Origin of the sequence: Citrobacter amalonaticus (assembly GCF_001559075.2) — a bacterium.
Taxonomy (GTDB): Bacteria; Pseudomonadota; Gammaproteobacteria; order Enterobacterales; family Enterobacteriaceae; genus Citrobacter_A; species Citrobacter_A amalonaticus_F.
On the sequence record NZ_CP014015.2, the window covers coordinates 1862810 to 1882569 of the forward strand.

The window sequence follows — 19760 nt, forward strand, 5'->3', positions numbered from 1 at the left end:
GGCGCTAAGAATACGGGGCGATGTGAGAGAAGGCGAATTGCCATTTGGACAACAGTGATTTCCTGAAAGGACATGCCGCCCTGAATGAGGCGGCATGTCAGCCAGGTGGCACAGCAATTTAACTGAATCGGGGTAACAGGTTGAAGACGTTGCCGAACCAGCAAACAATAACCGCTACGCCGAACAGGATCACGATAGTCGGGATAATGACTCCGCCCCAGACGGTAAACATTTTATTGGGGAACTTCTGGCGGGCTTTCAGGGCCAGTACTGCAGGGATAATCACGGCCCATATCGTTGCGCACAGCCCTGCACCGCCGATGCCATAGATAAAACCGTTCGGGAAGATTAAGTATAAAAGCGCCGGGGGCAGGAAGGTCAACAAGACGGTTTTAAAACGTCCCACCGCCGAGTTGTCGAATTTGAACAGATCCGCAAGATAATCAAATAGCCCCAGAGTCACGCCAAAAAAGGAGCTGGCAACGGCCAGGTTTGAAAAAACCAGCAGACAAAATTCGATGATTCCGGTTTGCCTGGTGCCGAGGAATGATTTTACTAATGAATCAACATTACCGCCTGAGGCGATGATGTCACTGAAGCTTTCTCGTGAAATATTACCCATGGTGCAATACAACCAGAACAGATAAATCACCAGCGCCAGCAGAGAACCAAAGACAATGCTTTTTATTAATTTATCTTTTCTCTTGCCATAGCAGATGATCAGGCTGGGAATGTTTCCGTGAAAACCAAATGAGGCCAGGCATACCGGTAGTGCCATAAAAATATAGGGGAAGTAGGAGGCGTTGTTTTGGGCCTGACCTGCTGTATCGCGCAATATTGAAAAATCGACCTGAAAGAAAAACGATCCAAAAACGATAATAAAAGAGATGATTTTAATCCCGAGGAACAGGGAGGTAATTCGACTAGCTGCCAGTGAACTGATCCACAGCACGCTGGCGACAAAAATGGCAGTACAGATTCCGACAATTCGGGGGTTAACGCGATATCCCATGTTCATGGAGATCGTTTCGCTAATGATGGCGCCATTAGCAGAAATATAGGCATATGTGAGAATATAGAGAACAAAGGCGACCGTAAATCCACTCACAATGTTCCATTTGTTGCCAATAAGATCTTTTGTGATGGTATTAAAACTGGATCCGATGGGGTAATTTAAATTTGCCTCTAATAACAAGAGTCCGGAATGCAACATTGAAAACCAGGCGATTATTAAGATAAACGCCCCCCAGAAAAACCACGCACCGGACAAATCAACGGGTAGAGCAAACATCCCCCCACCAATCACCGTGCCGGCTATGACCATAATCCCCCAAAAGGAGGAGTGTTTAGCATTCGAATTTTCTTCCATGATGCCTCATTAATTATAGTGAACCTATAAGGTTTTAATTATGCAACAATATAAAGGAAGTGGATTTATCGCTGGGGGGGTTACATCGTATAACCCCCCTGATGCTTATAATTAAACTTCTTTCAGTTTAGCGGTGAAGTGACGTAATACTTTCGGTTCATAGGTGAAGGTCAATCCTTTAATATTCACCGCGTTTTCTTTGACATGCTCAAAGGCTTCAATAATGAAATCCATATGAGATTGGGTATACGTTGCCCTTGGGATGGTTAAACGCAGAAGCTCGGCCGGGCAAGGTAATTGCTTACCGGTTTTAGGATCTCTGCCTAATAAGAATGAACCAATCTCAACGGCCCGGATACCGGCCACTTTATAGAGTTCGCAAGCGAGAGCCTGGGCCGGGAACTGTTCTGCCGGAATGTGCGGCAATAATTTACCGGCATCCACAAATGCCGCGTGGCCGCCGGCTTGTTGGCAAGTGACGCCAATCGCTTCGAGGCCATCGACTAAATATTGCACCTGCGTAATACGATAGGCCAGCCAGTCCTGGTTCATACCATCGACCAGACCCACCGCAAGACGCTCCATTGCCCCGCCTTCCAGACCACCGTATGTCGGGAAGCCTTCCTGTACGACGCACAGGGTTCTGCACTCGGTATAGACGTCAAAATAGGTGTCGTCTTTAATGCACAATAAGCCGCCCATTGGCACCATCGCATCTTTTTTCGCGGACATTGCCAACATATCGGCATATTTGTAAGTCTCGCGGGTAATGTCTTCGATGCTCCAGTCCCGGTATTCTGCTTCGCGTTTCTGGATAAAATAAGCATTCTCGGCAAAGCGTGCGGAGTCCATTACCACCGGAATGTCATATTTTTTGGCGATGTTATACATGGCCTTCAGGTTAGCTAATGAAACCGGTTGCCCACCTGCAGAGTTACTGGTAATGGTCGCCACAATATACGGTACGTTGTTTGCACCGACTTCCTGAATGCCGCGCTCTAATCCATCGAGATCGAAATTTCCCTTAAAGTCATAACGAACACCAGTATCAAATGCCTCTTTGATGTATACGTTACGCACGGCACAGCCGTTGATTTGGCTGTGTCCCTGGGTGGTATCGAAGAAGTAGTTGGAGAAAACTGCCATCTTACTTCTGTCTAACCCTTTTTCCTGCTCACGTTTTTTGATGAGTACCGGAATATAAATTTGTTCTGCACCGCGACCCTGGTGCGTTGGAATAGTATATTGATAACCAAAAATGTTTTTCACTGCTTCAGAAAGCGCGTAATAACTGCGACTGCCGCTATAGGCCTCATCCCCGCGCAGCATGGCTGCTTGCATGTTCTGTGTCACTGCGCCAGTACCGCTGTCGGTCAGCAGATCAATAAAGACATCTTCACTATCCAGCAGGAAAGGGTTCATCCCGGATTTAATGATTGCGTTATTCCGATGTTCTCTCGTTGTACGTTTTACCGGTTCAATAACACGAATACGGAAGGGTTCTGGTAAATGTTTAAAGTTATCCATGACATAATCCTTTAATTTATTTGACTGTATTGACTCAATACGTCTGCACGCGGATATAAATATACCCGGCATAATTCATCCCTCATTTATTCCAGCCATGACTGTATTTTCGTTTAAAAAAACGAACAGGCATACGTGGCGTTGCGATATGCAACCACAATGAGGAATTGAGCTATGTTTGAGATGTGCCAAATGAACAGGCTACGAATAGCCTATGCTCTGGCAAAATAAAGGCAGGGAAACTTAAGGGTGATGATTGACAATTTTATTGTCAACATTAAACCATTTTGAAATGATGTATGTATTTAAGATAATCATGATTGAGTTATCCTCTTTAGACACCATGCTACATTATGGCAATGAAAATATTTGTCTATGAGAGAATAATTTAACTGTGATTGTTATCACAGTTAAATTAACATTTAATTAATTAAGGATCATTCAATAAAATAGAAAATACAATATAACGCTAGCGATTTACCGAACGCGCGATACGTGTATAAGTATGTCTGACGCCACGAATCGCCACGCTGTAGGCCAGTATATTTTCCGGCAACGCCATCCCCATATAGCCGGTATCGCCAATATGATGGAGATCCGCCCCTGCCATTTTACTCATCAGGGCTATCTGGCGAATGGTACTGACGTCTGCGCCCTCTTGAGAGGTGCCGATTGCCGTCATTGCCAGCGCGCCATGCGTGTGCGCACACGCGATCAGCGACTCTACTTTTTGCTGACTCATACCCGGTACAGTGCCCGGCGCTGGAATGAGCACGATATCTGCGCCCTGATCGGCAAAGGCAGCGACGTCACTTTCGCTGATAATCGCGCTGCCGCTCTCCCGGACAATGCCTGCGCCGTGCATTTTACCGGTGATGATAATGGCCTTATCGCCAACGGCTTCACGGATCGTTTTCACTGCTTTTCCCAGAGAGTGATTGCTGACGCCGTTGTTGGGATTTCCCGTCAGTACCAGGATCTTCGCTCCCATGTCTACCAGTTTGCGAGCATTCTCTGCGGTTGCGGCACGGCCTGGCTTCATCTTCCAGAGGTCATCATGCGCAATGGCAAATTCAGGATCGACGGCCTCCAGGTTGACGCCGATGATGCGCCCGGTCAGGCGCTGCAGTTCATGCAACGTCTGATCCGGTGCGGTACCGGCAGGCATTCCCTGGATTAGGGGGGCTTCACTATCGAACATGTTGATCAGCAGAATGTCCGCCCCCTGCGACGCGGCAAGTTCGGCATTAGTGACGTTATTGAGCAGTGGTTGGGTAATGGCGATAGTTTCACTGACCAGGACGCGGCCTTCACTGGCGCGGATTGCGTACAGCAGCGCGGTTTTGTCCATGCACACGAAATCAGAAGCACTACAGTCAAGTAAACGTTTATGTTCCATAAAAAGAGACCCTCTTATAAAACGATAAAGCTCCGAATTAACCGTTGGTAAATCCGGAGCTACGGGATTACTTACCGATACAGAAGCTGGAGAAAATTCGCCCCAGCAGATCGTCGGAGGTAAACTCACCGGTGATCTCGCTTAAGCTTTGCTGCGCCAGACGGAGCTCTTCAGCCAGTAGCTCACCGGCCCACGCACCTAACAGTTGGGCCTTGCCCTGCTGGAGATGCTCAGCGGCGTCGGCCAGCGCCTGTAGGTGACGACGACGGGCCAGGAAGCCGCCTTCCATGTTGGTATCAAACCCCATGCTCTGCTTGAGATGGTTACGCAGTACATCCACGCCTTCACCGGTGCGCGCCGAAAGACGAACCAGTGAGTGACCATTCACCTCGCTGATGCCCAGCGGCTCGCCGGTGATATCCGCTTTGTTTCGCACCACGGTAATCGGCAGTTTTGACGGTAAACGGGCGATAAAGTCCGGCCAGATGTCAGCCGGGTCAACGGCATCCGTGGTGGTGCCATCGACCATAAACAGCACGCGATCCGCTTGCTCAATTTCCTGCCAGGCCCGTTCGATACCGATACGTTCCACTTCATCGCTGGCCTCACGCAGACCGGCGGTATCGATAATGTGCAGCGGCATACCATCGATATGGATGTGCTCACGCAGCACGTCGCGCGTGGTACCGGCGATATCGGTGACAATGGCCGCTTCACGACCCGCCAGGGCGTTCAGGAGGCTTGATTTACCGGCGTTAGGGCGTCCGGCAATGACCACCTTCATCCCTTCACGCAACAGGCTGCCCTGACGCGCTTCAGCGCGAACGGCATCGAGATCGGCAATCACGCCATTTAACTGCGCTTCAATTTTACCATCGGACAGGAAGTCGATCTCTTCATCCGGAAAGTCGATGGCCGCTTCTACGTAGATGCGCAGGTGAGTGAGTGCTTCCACCAGATGGTTTACGCGGGTGGAAAACGCCCCCTGCAATGAGTTCAACGCTGAACGAGCCGCCTGTTCAGAGCTGGCATCAATCAGGTCGGCAATGGCTTCGGCCTGGGCTAAGTCGAGTTTATCATTGAGAAACGCGCGCTCGGAGAACTCGCCGGGGCGGGCAATGCGCAGGCCAGGCAGCGTCAGGATGCGTTTTAACAGCAGGTCGAGAATGACCGGGCCGCCGTGTCCCTGTAGCTCCAGTACATCCTCGCCGGTAAACGAGTTAGGGCCGGGAAACCACAAGGCGATCCCCTGGTCCAGCGCGGTACCGTCGGCATCTTTAAACGGCAGATAGTCGGCGTAACGGGGTTTGGGCAGTTTGCCCAGAACGGCTTCGGCTACCTCACGCGCCTTCAGGCCGGAGATTCGCAGAATACCTACACCACCGCGTCCCGGTGGGGTTGCCTGGGCGACGATAGTGTCGTTATGGCTCATGATATGTCTCTTCGTAAATGTAAAAAAGGCGGTCTAATGACCGCCTTCTCTGGCATTAACTTTACCGTGAATACTCGAAATAATTCAAGTTGCAGGAAGGCGGCAAGTTTGTGAGCCCCAGGAGCTTACTGAAGTAAGTGACTGGGGCAAGCAAACGCAGCCAACGCGACTGCGGCTTGAAGAATGAAGAGTATCAGGACTTTTTCTTCTCGCGGCTATGCAGACCACGCTTCTCCAGACCACGGTAAATCAGCTGCTGCTGAATAATGGTGACCAGGTTGCTGACGATATAGTACAGCACCAGACCTGACGGGAACCACAGGAAGAACACCGTGAAGATGACCGGCATAAAGGTCATAATCTTCTGCTGCATCGGGTCAGTCACGGTGGTCGGCGACATCTTCTGGATGAAGAACATCGTTACGCCCATCAGGATCGGCAGGATGTAGTACGGGTCCTGTGCAGACAAGTCATGGATCCACAGGGCAAACGGCGCATGACGCAGTTCGACGGAGCCCATCAGCATGTAATACAACGCCAGGAAGATAGGCATCTGGATAATCAGCGGGAAGCAGCCGCCCAGCGGGTTAACCTTCTCCGCTTTGTACAGGGCCATCATTTCCTGGCTCTGACGCTGTTTGTCATCGCCCAGACGTTCACGCATAGCCTGAATCTTCGGCTGCAGCATACGCATCTTCGCCATGGAGGTGTACTGCGCTTTGGTCAGCGGGTACATGATGCCACGAACGATAAAGGTGATGATGATAATGGAGAAGCCCCAGTTACCGACGAAGCTATGGATCCATTTCAGCAATTTGAACAGCGGCTGAGAGATGAACCACAACCAACCGTAATCCACGGTCAGATCCAGGTGCGGTGCAACGGCCGCCATTTTGTCCTGAATTTCCGGGCCAACCCACAGGGTGCTGGTCATCGCGCCAGACTGGCCTGGCTGAACCAGTACCGGCTGAGATTTATAGCCGATAGCGGCAATGCCGTTACCCAGGTTCGCGGTATAGAAGTTGTTGGTACCGTCGTTACGTGGCACCCATGCCGTGGCAAAATACTGTTGCAGCATCGCGACCCAACCGTCTTTCGCATTGACGTTCAGGTTTTCGTTATCCGCGATGGTGTCGAATTTGTATTTTTCATACTTCTCATCTGGCGTGGAGTACGCCGCGCCACGGAAAGTATGCAGCGCGAAGTTGCTGCTTCCGGTGTCGCGATGAGACGGCAGATTGATGGATTGCTTCAGCTGACCAAAGGTGGAGATCTCCAACGGTTTCTCGCTGGCGTTCTGCACGCTGTAGTTCACGTTAACCGCATACTCACCACGTTTGAGGACAAACGTTTTAGTAAAGGTGTTACCCGCGGCATCCGTATAGGTCATCGGGATCTGCAGTTCGTTCTGACCATCAGCCAGTACAAAGGCGTCTTTTTCGACATTGTACAGCGGACGTGGGCCGTTAGCCGGGTTATCCGGGCCGTCACGACCAGTCAGACCGCTCTGAGCCTGATAGATAAACTGCGGCGTGGTTTCCAGCAGTTGGAACGGTTCGCTGGAACCGAGTTCTTTCGGATAAGCTGGCAGCAGGGCCTGTTCCACATCACCACCACGGGTGTTGATGGTCAGATCAAGCACGTCAGTCTTAACCGTAATCAGTTTCCCCTGGCCACTGGCCGGTACGCCCTGGTCGGCGGCGCTACCCGCTGCGGTGGTCGTTGTCTGCGTGGTCTGTTGGGTCTGAGGTTGAGGATTTTTATCCTGCTCCCAGGCTTGCCAGATCATGAAAGACACGAACAGCAAAGCGATGACTAAAAGATTGCGTTGCGAATCCATCGTTAGTGTTCTCTGGTATCAAATGGTCCGGGCGGGACGGGATCGTCACCACCAGGGTGTAAAGGGTGGCATTTTAATACGCGTTTCACCGTCAACCAACTGCCTTTTATCACTCCAAACCTGCGCAATGCCTCAATTCCGTAGCTTGAACACGTTGGAGTGAAACGGCAATGCGGCCCAAGCAGCGGACTGATCAGGCGTTGATAGACCCGAATAAGGGCTATCAGGACCCGCGAGCCAGGCGACAATGGCGGCGCCATAATTTTTCCAACGCTTCCGAGAGAGCACGGTTATCGAGGTCGGCAACCCCTTTTTTCGCCACCACCACGAAGTCCATTGCTGGCAATTCGTGTTGACGCAGACGAAAGCTTTCACGCGTCAGACGTTTAATCCGATTGCGTTCATGAGCGCGTCGAACGTTTTTCTTGGCGACAGTAAGACCGATACGGGGATGCCCCAGCGAATTCAGGCGGCCGAGGATGGTGATTTGCGGCGTGCCAGCCCGTTGTGGCTGCTGGAAGACGAATGTGAAATGATTGGGAGTTAACAAACGTAACTCCCTGGGAAATGCGAGCTTAACCACTCAGGGGTTAGCTTTATTACTTGGAAACGGTCAGACGAGCGCGGCCTTTAGCACGACGACGTGCCAGAACCTGACGACCATTTTTAGTAGCCATACGAGCACGGAAGCCGTGAGAACGGTTGCGCTTCAGTACAGACGGTTGAAAAGTGCGTTTCATGGCGATTTCTACCTAAACTTGAATAAATTCATGACATTTACGAGAGCCCGAACGAGTTTCGAATGACGGACGCCCAAGTCGTGGGTGATTAAAGAGGCCGGATTGTAATAATTGTACACTCCGGAGTCAATTCTCTTTGCTTAAATCCCTGCCTTTTTCCGCACCTTTTCGCGTGAAAAACAGGCAGCGTTGACGCCGTGTTACGGGCATCGCGCGACGGGGGAAAGATTATACGGCCTGATGGACAAAGCGCAAGGATCGCTCGGGATCTTTATGAGATCGTTTTAGCAGTATAGCGTCTTTACTCATTAATTTTTCCAATATGCGGGCGAAATCGTGCAGCACTTCTCCAGGATCGTTTACACTTATCCGGTCCTGTGAAGGCCTGTGGATAAATCGGGAAGAATCTGTGAGAAACAGAAGATCTCTTGCTCAGTTTACGCTATGATCCGCGGTCCCGATCGTTTCAAAGGATCCTGATCGGGTTAAAATTGCAGATAGCAATTCGCACGTCACCCTTTGCATAGGGTCTAGCCGACGTGCGTCAACAATCATGAATGTTTCAGCCTTTGTCATTTATCGACTTTTGTTCGAGTGGAGTCCGCCGTGTCACTTTCGCTTTGGCAGCAGTGTCTTGCCCGATTGCAGGATGAGTTACCAGCCACAGAATTCAGTATGTGGATACGCCCTTTGCAGGCGGAACTGAGCGATAACACGCTGGCTTTGTATGCGCCAAACCGTTTTGTGCTCGATTGGGTAAGAGACAAGTACCTTAACAATATCAATGGGCTGCTGAATAACTTCTGCGGTGCGGATGCCCCGCAGCTGCGTTTTGAGGTCGGGACGAAGCCCGTCAGCCAGACGCTGAAGACGCCCGTGAACAACAATGTCGCCGCACCGGCTCAGGTGGCGCACCAGGTTCAGCCCCAGCGCGCGGCGCCTGTCGCGGCGCGTCCGGGCTGGGACAATGTGCCTGCGCCTGCAGAACCGACCTATCGCTCTAACGTTAACGTCAAACACACGTTTGATAACTTCGTTGAAGGTAAATCCAACCAGTTGGCCCGCGCGGCGGCGCGTCAGGTGGCGGACAATCCTGGCGGCGCCTATAACCCGCTGTTCCTTTATGGCGGCACCGGTCTGGGTAAAACCCACCTGCTGCACGCGGTGGGGAACGGTATTATGGCGCGCAAGCCTAATGCCAAAGTGGTGTATATGCACTCCGAACGTTTTGTACAGGACATGGTAAAAGCCCTGCAAAACAACGCGATCGAAGAGTTTAAACGCTATTATCGTTCCGTCGACGCCCTCCTCATCGATGACATCCAGTTCTTTGCTAATAAAGAACGATCCCAGGAAGAGTTTTTCCACACCTTTAACGCCCTTCTTGAAGGTAATCAGCAGATCATTTTGACCTCGGATCGTTATCCAAAAGAGATCAACGGCGTTGAGGATCGTCTGAAATCCCGCTTCGGTTGGGGGCTGACGGTGGCGATCGAACCGCCAGAACTGGAAACTCGCGTGGCGATCCTGATGAAAAAGGCCGACGAAAATGACATTCGTCTGCCGGGCGAAGTGGCCTTCTTTATTGCCAAGCGTCTACGCTCTAACGTGCGTGAGCTGGAAGGGGCGCTGAACCGTGTGATTGCCAACGCCAACTTTACCGGTCGGGCGATTACCATCGACTTCGTTCGCGAAGCGCTGCGCGATCTGCTGGCGTTGCAGGAAAAACTGGTCACCATCGACAATATTCAGAAGACGGTGGCGGAGTATTACAAAATTAAAATTGCGGATTTGCTGTCCAAGCGTCGTTCTCGCTCGGTAGCGCGTCCGCGTCAGATGGCCATGGCGCTGGCGAAAGAGCTCACTAACCACAGTCTGCCGGAAATTGGCGACGCGTTTGGTGGGCGCGACCACACTACGGTGCTTCATGCCTGCCGTAAGATTGAGCAGTTGCGTGAAGAAAGCCATGATATTAAAGAAGATTTCTCAAACTTAATCAGAACATTATCTTCGTGACGCTATGAAATTTACCGTTGAACGTGAACATTTATTAAAGCCGCTTCAGCAGGTCAGCGGCCCGCTGGGTGGTCGTCCTACGCTGCCTATTCTTGGCAACCTGTTGCTGCAGGTGGCTGACGGTGCGCTTTCGCTGACGGGTACCGATCTTGAAATGGAAATGGTGGCCCGCGTTGCGTTGATTCAGCCGCATGAGCCTGGCGCCACCACCGTCCCGGCGCGGAAGTTCTTTGATATCTGCCGTGGCCTACCGGAAGGGGCGGAAATCGCCGTCCAACTCGAAGGCGATCGCATGCTGGTACGTTCGGGCCGCAGCCGTTTTTCGCTGTCCACGCTACCTGCCGCCGACTTCCCGAATCTGGATGACTGGCAGAGCGAGGTAGAATTCACCCTACCGCAGGCGACGATGAAGCGTCTGATTGAAGCCACGCAGTTCTCCATGGCGCATCAGGACGTGCGTTACTACTTAAACGGCATGCTGTTTGAGACTGAAGGTGAAGAGTTGCGTACCGTGGCGACCGATGGTCACCGTCTGGCGGTTTGCTCTATGCCTGTTGGTCAGTCGCTGCCCAACCATTCGGTGATCGTGCCGCGTAAAGGTGTGATTGAACTGATGCGTATGCTCGACGGCGGCGATAACCCGCTGCGCGTGCAGATTGGCAGCAACAACATCCGCGCGCACGTTGGCGACTTTATCTTTACTTCTAAGCTGGTGGATGGTCGTTTCCCGGATTACCGTCGCGTACTGCCGAAGAATCCGGATAAACATCTGGAAGCTGGCTGCGATATCCTCAAGCAGGCTTTTGCCCGCGCGGCGATCCTGTCGAACGAGAAATTCCGCGGCGTGCGTCTGTATGTGAGTGAAAATCAGCTCAAGATCACCGCGAACAACCCGGAACAGGAAGAAGCCGAAGAGATTCTGGACGTCACCTATCCGGGGACTGAAATGGAGATCGGCTTTAACGTCAGCTACGTGTTAGATGTCCTGAATGCGCTGAAGTGCGAAAACGTGCGCATCATGCTGACCGACTCCGTCTCGAGCGTACAAATTGAAGATGCGGCGTCGCAGAGTGCGGCTTACGTCGTTATGCCAATGAGACTGTAGTGAAAAATATCGGGCTATCTTACTTGCCATTTTCAACCTGGGCTGTGCTCACCCCTGTCACGTACTTCGTGTACGCTCCAGGGATTGCGCGCAGTCCGTGTTGAAACTGGCTGCGCCGATAACGCCCTGGTACGAAGAAGCCTGATATATGTCTCTGACGCGCTTACTTATCAAAGATTTTCGCAATATTGAAAATGCGGATCTCGCTTTATCCCCCGGCTTTAACTTCCTGGTTGGCGCTAACGGCAGCGGTAAAACCAGCGTTCTGGAAGCTATCTATACGCTCGGCCATGGCAGGGCGTTTCGCAGTTTGCAGATTGGTCGTGTCATTCGCCACGAGCAGGAGTCGTTTGTGCTTCACGGGCGGTTGCAGGGCGAAGCGCGAGAGACATCGATTGGGTTAACCAAAGATAAGCTGGGTGACAGCAAAGTGCGCATCGACGGCACTGACGGCCACAAGGTGGCGGAACTGGCACTGTTGATGCCGATGCAACTGATCACCCCTGAGGGGTTTACTTTACTCAACGGCGGCCCCAAATACAGAAGAGCGTTCCTCGATTGGGGATGCTTTCACAATGAAGCCGGATTCTTCACCGCCTGGAGCAACCTGAAGCGTCTGCTTAAGCAGCGCAATGCGGCGCTGCGCCAGGTGAGTCGTTACGAGCAACTGCGTCCGTGGGATAAAGAACTGATCCCGCTGGCGGAACAAATCAGCACCTGGCGCGCGGAGTACAGCGCCGGTATCGCACAGGATATGGCGGATACTTGCCAGCAGTTTCTTCCTGAATTTTCTCTTTCCTTCTCTTTTCAGCGCGGCTGGGAGAAAGAGACAGATTATGCCGAGGTGCTGGAACGCGGTTTTGAACGCGACCGCATGTTGACTTACACCGCGCACGGCCCGCATAAAGCGGATTTCCGCATTCGCGCCGACGGTGCGCCGGTAGAAGATACCTTGTCGCGTGGGCAGTTAAAGCTGCTAATGTGCGCCTTACGTCTGGCGCAAGGGGAGTTCCTCACCCGTGAAAGCGGGCGGCGGTGTCTCTACCTGATAGATGATTTTGCCTCAGAGCTTGATGATGCGCGTCGCGGACTGCTGGCCAGTCGATTAAAAGCGACGCAATCTCAGGTCTTTGTCAGCGCAATCAGCGCTGAACACGTTCTGGACATGTCGGACAAAAATTCGAAGATGTTCACCGTGGAAAAGGGTAAAATAACGGATTAACCCAAGTTTAAATGAGCGAGAAACGTTGATGTCGAATTCTTATGACTCCTCCAGTATCAAAGTCCTGAAAGGACTGGATGCGGTGCGTAAGCGCCCGGGTATGTATATCGGCGATACGGATGACGGCACCGGTCTGCACCACATGGTATTCGAGGTGGTAGATAACGCTATCGACGAAGCGCTCGCGGGTCACTGTAAAGACATCGTGGTCACTATCCATGCCGATAACTCCGTCTCCGTAACGGATGACGGTCGTGGCATCCCAACCGGTATTCACCCGGAAGAGGGCGTGTCGGCGGCGGAAGTGATCATGACCGTTCTGCACGCAGGCGGTAAATTCGACGATAACTCCTATAAAGTGTCCGGCGGTCTGCATGGCGTGGGTGTCTCCGTAGTGAACGCCCTGTCGCAGAAACTGGAACTGGTTATCCAGCGCGATAACAAAATCCACCGTCAGATCTACGAGCACGGTGTCCCACAGGCACCGCTGGCGGTGACTGGCGATACCGACAAAACCGGTACGATGGTGCGTTTCTGGCCGAGCCACGAAACCTTCACTAACGTGACAGAGTTCGAATACGAAATTCTGGCGAAGCGTCTGCGCGAGCTGTCGTTCCTGAACTCTGGCGTCTCCATTCGTCTGAAAGACAAGCGCGATGGTAAAGAAGACCATTTCCACTATGAAGGCGGTATCAGGGCGTTCGTTGAGTATCTGAATAAGAATAAAACGCCGATCCACCCGAATATCTTCTACTTCTCCACCGAAAAAGACGGTATCGGCGTGGAAGTGGCGCTGCAATGGAACGACGGTTTCCAGGAAAATATCTACTGCTTTACCAACAACATTCCGCAGCGTGACGGCGGTACACACCTTGCAGGCTTCCGTGCGGCGATGACCCGTACCCTGAACGCCTACATGGACAAAGAAGGCTACAGCAAAAAAGCAAAAGTTAGCGCCACCGGTGATGACGCCCGTGAAGGCCTGATTGCCGTGGTGTCCGTGAAGGTGCCGGATCCGAAGTTCTCCTCTCAGACCAAAGATAAACTGGTCTCCTCTGAGGTGAAATCGGCGGTAGAACAGCAGATGAACGAACTGCTGAGCGAATACCTGCTGGAAAACCCGTCTGACGCCAAAATCGTGGTCGGTAAAATTATTGATGCGGCCCGTGCCCGTGAAGCGGCCCGTCGTGCACGTGAAATGACGCGTCGTAAAGGCGCGCTGGATCTGGCGGGTCTGCCGGGCAAACTGGCGGACTGTCAGGAACGCGACCCGGCACTGTCCGAACTGTACCTTGTGGAAGGGGACTCTGCAGGCGGTTCTGCGAAGCAGGGCCGTAACCGTAAGAACCAGGCGATTCTGCCGCTGAAGGGTAAAATCCTCAACGTAGAAAAAGCGCGTTTCGACAAAATGCTCTCTTCTCAGGAAGTGGCGACACTGATTACCGCGCTGGGCTGCGGCATTGGCCGCGACGAGTACAACCCAGACAAACTGCGCTATCACAGCATCATCATCATGACCGATGCGGACGTCGACGGCTCGCACATCCGTACGCTGCTGTTGACCTTCTTCTACCGTCAGATGCCGGAAATTGTCGAGCGTGGCCACGTCTACATCGCACAGCCACCGCTGTACAAAGTGAAAAAAGGTAAGCAGGAACAGTACATTAAAGACGATGAAGCGATGGACCAGTACCAGATCTCCATCGCGCTGGACGGTGCAACGCTGCATACCAACGCCAGCGCGCCGGCACTGTCTGGCGAAGCGTTAGAAAAACTGGTTTCTGAGTACAACGGCACGCAGAAAATGATTGGTCGTATGGAGCGTCGCTTCCCGAAAGCGCTGCTGAAAGAGCTGGTGTATCAGCCGACGCTGACTGAAGCCAATCTGTCTGACGAGCAGACCGTGACCCGTTGGGTGAACGCGCTGATTACCGAGCTGAACGAGAAAGAGCAGCACGGTAGCCAGTGGAAGTTCGATATCCAGCACAATACGGAACAGAATCTGTTTGAGCCGATCGTTCGCGTGCGTACCCACGGTGTGGACACCGACTACGCACTGGATCACGAGTTTGTGACCGGTGCGGAATACCGCCGTATCTGCACGCTGGGTGAAAAACTGCGCGGCCTGATGGAAGAAGATGCATTCATCGAACGTGGTGAACGTCGTCAACCGGTTGCCAGCTTCGAACAGGCGCTGGACTGGCTGGTGAAAGAGTCACGTCGTGGCCTCGCGATCCAGCGTTATAAAGGTCTGGGCGAGATGAACCCGGATCAGCTGTGGGAAACCACCATGGATCCGGAAAGCCGTCGTATGCTGCGCGTGACCGTGAAGGATGCGATTGCTGCTGACCAGTTGTTCACCACGCTGATGGGCGACGCCGTAGAACCGCGTCGTGCGTTTATCGAAGAGAATGCCCTGAAAGCGGCAAATATCGATATCTAATCCCTGTCTGTAGGCCGGATAAGGCGGTTTTACACCGCCATCCGGCAAGATTCAGTGCCTGGCCTGATGGCGCGTTGCTTATCAGGCCTGCAATTGATCATCAAAAGGGGAATCGTGCTTCCCCTTCCTATCCCCCTTTATCCCCGACTCTTTTACTGTTTTTTGAGCGGAATCGCGTTAGCATGAGCCAGGACTCATTTAATGCGGGGAATTCATGGCTATCAAACTCATTGCTATCGATATGGATGGCACCCTTCTGCTGCCCGATCACACCATTTCACCGGCGGTTAAACGTGCGATTGCCGCAGCCCGTGAAAAAGGGGTAAACGTGGTACTGACCACCGGTCGTCCGTATGCGGGTGTGCACAGCTATCTGAAAGAGCTGCATATGGAACAACCCGGCGACTACTGCATTACCTATAACGGCGCGCTGGTGCAGAAAGCGGGCGATGGTAGCACTGTCGCACAAACCGCGCTGAGCTATGACGATTACCGCTATCTGGAAAAACTCTCCCGCGAGGTCGGCTCGCACTTCCACGCGCTGGATCGTACTACGCTGTATACCGCAAACCGTGATATCAGCTACTACACCGTACATGAATCCTATGTCGCGACCATTCCTCTGGTGTTCTGCGAAGCGGAAAAGATGGATCCGAAAACCCAGTTCCTGAAAGTGATGATGATTGATGAGCCCGCGATCCTCGATCAGGCCATCGCCCGCATTCCGGCGGAAGTGAAAGAGAAGTATACCGTGCTGAAAAGTGCGCCGTACTTCCTCGAAATCCTCGATAAACGCGTCAATAAAGGCACGGGTGTGAAATCACTGGCTGATGCGCTGGGTATCAAACCGGAAGAGATTATGGCGATTGGCGATCAGGAAAATGACATTGCGATGATCGAGTATGCCGGGCTTGGGGTGGCGATGGATAACGCCATCCCCTCGGTGAAAGAGATTGCCAACTTTGTCACCAAATCAAATCTGGAAGATGGCGTTGCGTATGCCATTGAGCAGCACGTCCTGAAGTAATTCCTCTGGATGGTTTGCCATGACCCGCGTTGATCGCGGGTTTTTTTATCCCCGCAGTTTACTCCTCATAACATTTTTATTACCGATTGTCGTTTTTGTGATCTAAATTGTAGTACAACATAATTGTGTTGTACTACATTATGCGCAAGGCAACGGCGAATGACATCACGTTAGTACTACAAAAGTGAGGCGAATTTCAGCGATAACGGTAAAGTAGAGAGGACCATCCAGAGCATAAGGACTCTCCATGACTCTCAATAAAACCGATCGCATCGTGATCACACTGGGCAAACAGATTGTCAGCGGTAAGTACGTACCGGGTGCTGCGCTCCCTGCGGAAGCGGAGCTGTGTGAGGAGTTTGAAACCTCGCGCAACATCATTCGCGAAGTGTTCCGCTCGCTGATGGCAAAGCGGCTGATTGAAATGAAGCGTTATCGCGGCGCCTTTGTCACACCGCGGAATCAGTGGAATTACCTCGATACCGACGTGTTGCAATGGGTACTGGAAAACGACTACGACCCACGACTCATCAGCGCGATGAGCGAAGTCCGAAACCTGGTGGAACCCGCCATTGCCCGCTGGGCTGCGGAACGCGCAACGTCGAGTGATTTGGCTGAAATTGAATCGGCGCTCAATGACATGATCGCCAACAATCAGGATCGGGAAGCCTTTAATGAAGCGGATATCCGCTATCACGAGGCGGTATTGCAGTCGGTGCATAACCCGGTTTTACAACAGCTGAGCGTGGCAATCACTTCGCTTCAACGGGCGGTATTTGAACGGACCTGGATGGGCGATGAAGCCAACATGCCAAAAACGCTCCAGGAACATAAGGCGCTATTCGATGCGATACGGCATCAGGATAGCAATGCGGCAGAGCAGGCGGCCCTGACCATGATCGCCAGCTCGACACGAAGGTTGAAGGAAATCACATGACAGCTCGCTACATCGCAATTGACTGGGGATCGACCAATTTGCGCGCCTGGCTTTACCAGGGTGACAAATGCCTGGAAAGCAGGCAATCAGAAGCAGGCGTTACGCGTCTGAACGGTAAATCCCCCGAAGCGGTGTTAGCAGAGGTCACACAGCACTGGCGCGACAGCGCCACACCGGTGGTCATGGCCGGAATGGTCGGAAGCAACGTGGGCTGGAAGATTGCCCCGTATCTGCCGGTTCCTGCCTGTTTCTCTGCCATTGGCGAGCAATTAACCGCCGTTAGCGACAATGTCTGGATCATTCCTGGCTTGTGTGTTTCGCGTGATGATAACCACAATGTGATGCGCGGCGAAGAGACACAACTGCTCGGCGCGCGCACGCTTTCTCCTTCTTCTGTCTATGTCATGCCGGGGACGCACTGTAAATGGGTGCAGGCTGACGCTGAGCAAATTCACGATTTTCGTACCGTGATGACCGGCGAACTACACCATTTGCTACTGCAACACTCGCTGGTGGGCGCCGGTTTACCGGAACAGCAAGCCTCTTCAGACGCGTTTGCCGCCGGACTTGCGCGCGGGATCCACTCCCCTGCCGTTTTGCCACAACTTTTTGAGGTTCGTGCCTCGCACGTGCTGGGGCATCTCCCGCGCGAGCAGGTCAGCGAATTTCTCTCCGGCCTGTTGATTGGCGCAGAAGTTGCCAGTATGAGCGAACAATTCGCCGGGTCGCAGTCCATTACGATCGTCGCAGGTACCGCGCTGACGTCACGCTATCAGCAGGCGTTCCACGCCATGGGGCGTGACGTCTGTACGGTGTCCGGCGATACGGCATTTCAGGCAGGTATAAGGAGCATCGCCCATGCAGTGGCAAACTAATCTTCCGCTTATTGCGATTTTGCGCGGAATTACCCCCGAGGAGGCGCTCGCGCACGTTGGTGCGGTGATCGACGCCGGATTTGACGCGGTGGAGATCCCGCTTAACTCCCCCGAGTGGGAAAAGAGCATTCCGGCCGTAGTGGATGCGTTTGGTGATAAAGCGCTGATCGGTGCCGGGACGGTATTACAACCGGAGCAGGTGGATCGCCTGGCGAAGATGGGCTGTCGGCTCATTGTGACGCCAAATATCAATGCAGAGGTCATTCGTCGCGCGGTGGATTACGGCATGACGGTCTGTCCGGGATGCGCCACCGCCACAGAAGCCTTTACCGCGCTGGATGCTGGCGCGCAGGCGCTGAAAATTTTCCCGTCATCGGCCTTTGGACCGGATTACATCAAAGCGCTGAAAGCGGTATTGCCCGCCAACGTGCCGGTCTTCGCCGTGGGCGGGGTAACGCCAGACAACCTGGCGCAGTGGATGAACGCCGGGTGCGTGGGTGCGGGACTGGGCAGCGATCTGTATCGCGCCGGGCAGTCCGTAGCGCGCACCGCGCAGCAGGCGGCGGCATTTGTTAAGGCATATCGAGAGGCTGTGAAATGAAAATAACCAAACTCACCACGTACCGTTTACCTCCACGCTGGATGTTCCTGAAAATCGAAACCGACGAAGGCGTCGTTGGCTGGGGCGAGCCGGTGATTGAAGGTCGCGCGCGTACCGTCGAAGCGGCGGTACATGAACTGGGCGATTACCTGATTGGTCAGGATCCGGCGCGCATTAACGACCTGTGGCAGGTAATGTACCGCGCAGGTTTCTACCGCGGCGGCCCGATACTGATGAGCGCCATCGCCGGCATCGACCAGGCGTTGTGGGATATCAAAGGCAAAGTGCTGAATGCCCCGGTCTGGCAGTTGATGGGCGGCCTGGTGCGCGACAAAATCAAAGCCTACAGCTGGGTTGGCGGCGATCGTCCTGCGGAAGTGATCGACGGCATTAAACAACTGCGGAATATCGGCTTTGACACCTTTAAGCTCAACGGCTGCGAAGAGATGGGCGTGATTGATAATTCACGGGCGGTCGATCGCGCGGTCAACACCGTGGCGCAAATCCGCGAAGCCTTTGGCAATGAAATTGAGTTTGGTCTGGATTTCCACGGACGCGTCAGCGCGCCGATGGCGAAAGTGCTGATTAAAGAGCTGGAGCCTTATCGCCCGCTGTTTATTGAAGAGCCGGTGCTGGCGGAACAGGCAGAGTATTATCCGAAACTGGCGGAACAGACCCATATTCCGATCGCGGCGGGTGAACGTATGTTCTCGCGCTTCGAGTTTAAACGGGTGCTGGAAGCGGGCGGACTGGCGATTTTGCAGCCGGACCTGTCACATGCTGGCGGCATTACCGAGTGCTACAAAATTGCCGCGATGGCGGAAGCTTATGACGTGGCGCTGGCCCCGCACTGCCCGCTGGGACCGATTGCGCTGGCAGCGTGTCTGCACGTCGACTTTGTTTCGCGCAACGCCGTGTTCCAGGAACAGAGTATGGGCATTCACTATAACAAGGGCGCGGAACTGCTCGACTTTGTGAAAAACAAAGACGATTTCAACATGGAAGGCGGGTTCTTTAAACCGTTGATGAAGCCGGGCCTTGGCGTGGATATTGATGAAGCCAAAGTCATTGAGCTGAGTAAAAATGCGCCGGACTGGCGTAATCCGCTGTGGCGTCATGAAGATGGTTCGGTCGCCGAATGGTAAATGCGCGTCATACTTCGCGCTGGTGGTGCGTTGGCTGCGTTTTCTTACCCCGGTCACATACTTTTGTATGCTCCCGGGGATG

General features: G+C 53.0%; 19 protein-coding genes. 9 read left to right on the top strand and 10 right to left on the bottom strand.

What is annotated here, in order from left to right; genetic code table 11:
- Nucleotides 1-118 precede the first annotated feature (118 nt).
- The 10 genes from tnaB to AL479_RS24200 all read right to left on the bottom strand — a co-directional run bounded on the left by tnaB (nucleotide 119) and on the right by AL479_RS24200 (nucleotide 8616).
- Complete coding sequence (gene tnaB / locus AL479_RS08955) at nucleotides 119-1369, bottom strand: low affinity tryptophan permease TnaB (protein ID WP_061075820.1); 1251 nt, start codon at nucleotides 1367-1369, stop codon at nucleotides 119-121.
- Between the two features lie 111 nt (nucleotides 1370-1480).
- Nucleotides 1481-2896 (bottom strand): tryptophanase, encoded by a 1416-nt coding sequence (gene tnaA, locus AL479_RS08960; protein ID WP_061075821.1) that lies wholly within the window; start codon nucleotides 2894-2896, stop codon nucleotides 1481-1483.
- Between the two features lie 243 nt (nucleotides 2897-3139).
- Entirely contained in the window at nucleotides 3140-3241 is a 102-nt protein-coding gene (tnaC, locus tag AL479_RS24195; RefSeq protein WP_071887608.1) for a tryptophanase leader peptide, read from the bottom strand.
- Between the two features lie 124 nt (nucleotides 3242-3365).
- Nucleotides 3366-4295 (bottom strand): PEP phosphonomutase, encoded by a 930-nt coding sequence (locus AL479_RS08970; protein ID WP_105291739.1) that lies wholly within the window; start codon nucleotides 4293-4295, stop codon nucleotides 3366-3368.
- Between the two features lie 67 nt (nucleotides 4296-4362).
- A complete protein-coding gene (mnmE, locus tag AL479_RS08975) occupies nucleotides 4363-5727 on the bottom strand; it encodes a tRNA uridine-5-carboxymethylaminomethyl(34) synthesis GTPase MnmE (RefSeq protein ID WP_042998736.1) in 1365 nt (454 codons plus the stop codon).
- A 193-nt stretch (nucleotides 5728-5920) separates the two neighbouring features.
- Nucleotides 5921-7567, bottom strand: a complete 1647-nt coding sequence (gene yidC / locus AL479_RS08980; protein ID WP_061075822.1) for a membrane protein insertase YidC — start codon at nucleotides 7565-7567, stop codon at nucleotides 5921-5923.
- A gap of 2 nt (nucleotides 7568-7569) precedes the next feature.
- Nucleotides 7570-7827, bottom strand: a complete 258-nt coding sequence (gene yidD, locus AL479_RS08985) for a membrane protein insertion efficiency factor YidD (protein ID WP_001307474.1) — start codon at nucleotides 7825-7827, stop codon at nucleotides 7570-7572.
- The gene (gene rnpA, locus AL479_RS08990) at nucleotides 7791-8150 is read right to left on the bottom strand and encodes a ribonuclease P protein component (RefSeq protein WP_042287256.1); all 360 of its coding nucleotides are present in this window, start codon (nucleotides 8148-8150) and stop codon (nucleotides 7791-7793) included. The genes yidD and rnpA overlap by 37 nt, the downstream gene beginning before the upstream one ends.
- A 16-nt stretch (nucleotides 8151-8166) precedes the next feature.
- Nucleotides 8167-8307: a 50S ribosomal protein L34 gene (rpmH, locus tag AL479_RS08995; protein WP_000831330.1), complete on the bottom strand. Its 141-nt coding sequence runs from the start codon at nucleotides 8305-8307 to the stop codon at nucleotides 8167-8169.
- A 228-nt stretch (nucleotides 8308-8535) separates the two neighbouring features.
- Entirely contained in the window at nucleotides 8536-8616 is an 81-nt protein-coding gene (locus AL479_RS24200) for a hypothetical protein (RefSeq protein WP_419762346.1), read from the bottom strand.
- 297 nt (nucleotides 8617-8913) lie between these two features.
- On the opposite strand from AL479_RS24200, the gene dnaA reads away from it, so the two are divergent.
- The 9 genes from dnaA (at nucleotide 8914) to dgoD (ending at nucleotide 19678) form a co-directional block, all read left to right on the top strand.
- Nucleotides 8914-10323, top strand: a complete 1410-nt coding sequence (dnaA, locus tag AL479_RS09000; protein ID WP_061075823.1) for a chromosomal replication initiator protein DnaA — start codon at nucleotides 8914-8916, stop codon at nucleotides 10321-10323.
- 4 nt (nucleotides 10324-10327) lie between these two features.
- The gene (gene dnaN, locus AL479_RS09005) at nucleotides 10328-11428 is read left to right on the top strand and encodes a DNA polymerase III subunit beta (RefSeq protein WP_042998734.1); all 1101 of its coding nucleotides are present in this window, start codon (nucleotides 10328-10330) and stop codon (nucleotides 11426-11428) included.
- Nucleotides 11429-11576: 148 nt separating this feature from the next.
- Entirely contained in the window at nucleotides 11577-12650 is a 1074-nt protein-coding gene (recF, locus tag AL479_RS09010; RefSeq protein WP_061075824.1) for a DNA replication/repair protein RecF, read from the top strand.
- 28 nt (nucleotides 12651-12678) lie between these two features.
- A complete protein-coding gene (gyrB, locus tag AL479_RS09015; RefSeq protein ID WP_061075825.1) occupies nucleotides 12679-15093 on the top strand; it encodes a DNA topoisomerase (ATP-hydrolyzing) subunit B in 2415 nt (804 codons plus the stop codon).
- A gap of 214 nt (nucleotides 15094-15307) precedes the next feature.
- A complete protein-coding gene (gene yidA, locus AL479_RS09020; protein ID WP_061075826.1) occupies nucleotides 15308-16120 on the top strand; it encodes a sugar-phosphatase in 813 nt (270 codons plus the stop codon).
- A gap of 247 nt (nucleotides 16121-16367) precedes the next feature.
- Complete coding sequence (gene dgoR / locus AL479_RS09025; RefSeq protein ID WP_042323516.1) at nucleotides 16368-17057, top strand: D-galactonate utilization transcriptional regulator DgoR; 690 nt, start codon at nucleotides 16368-16370, stop codon at nucleotides 17055-17057.
- Nucleotides 17054-17932: a 2-dehydro-3-deoxygalactonokinase gene (locus AL479_RS09030; RefSeq protein ID WP_061075827.1), complete on the top strand. Its 879-nt coding sequence runs from the start codon at nucleotides 17054-17056 to the stop codon at nucleotides 17930-17932. The genes dgoR and AL479_RS09030 overlap by 4 nt, the downstream gene beginning before the upstream one ends.
- On the top strand, nucleotides 17916-18533 hold the full coding sequence (locus AL479_RS09035; protein WP_061075828.1) for a 2-dehydro-3-deoxy-6-phosphogalactonate aldolase: 618 nt from the start codon (nucleotides 17916-17918) through the stop codon (nucleotides 18531-18533). The genes AL479_RS09030 and AL479_RS09035 overlap by 17 nt, the downstream gene beginning before the upstream one ends.
- Entirely contained in the window at nucleotides 18530-19678 is a 1149-nt protein-coding gene (gene dgoD / locus AL479_RS09040) for a galactonate dehydratase (RefSeq protein ID WP_042998727.1), read from the top strand. The genes AL479_RS09035 and dgoD overlap by 4 nt, the downstream gene beginning before the upstream one ends.
- Nucleotides 19679-19760: the final 82 nt, after the last annotated feature.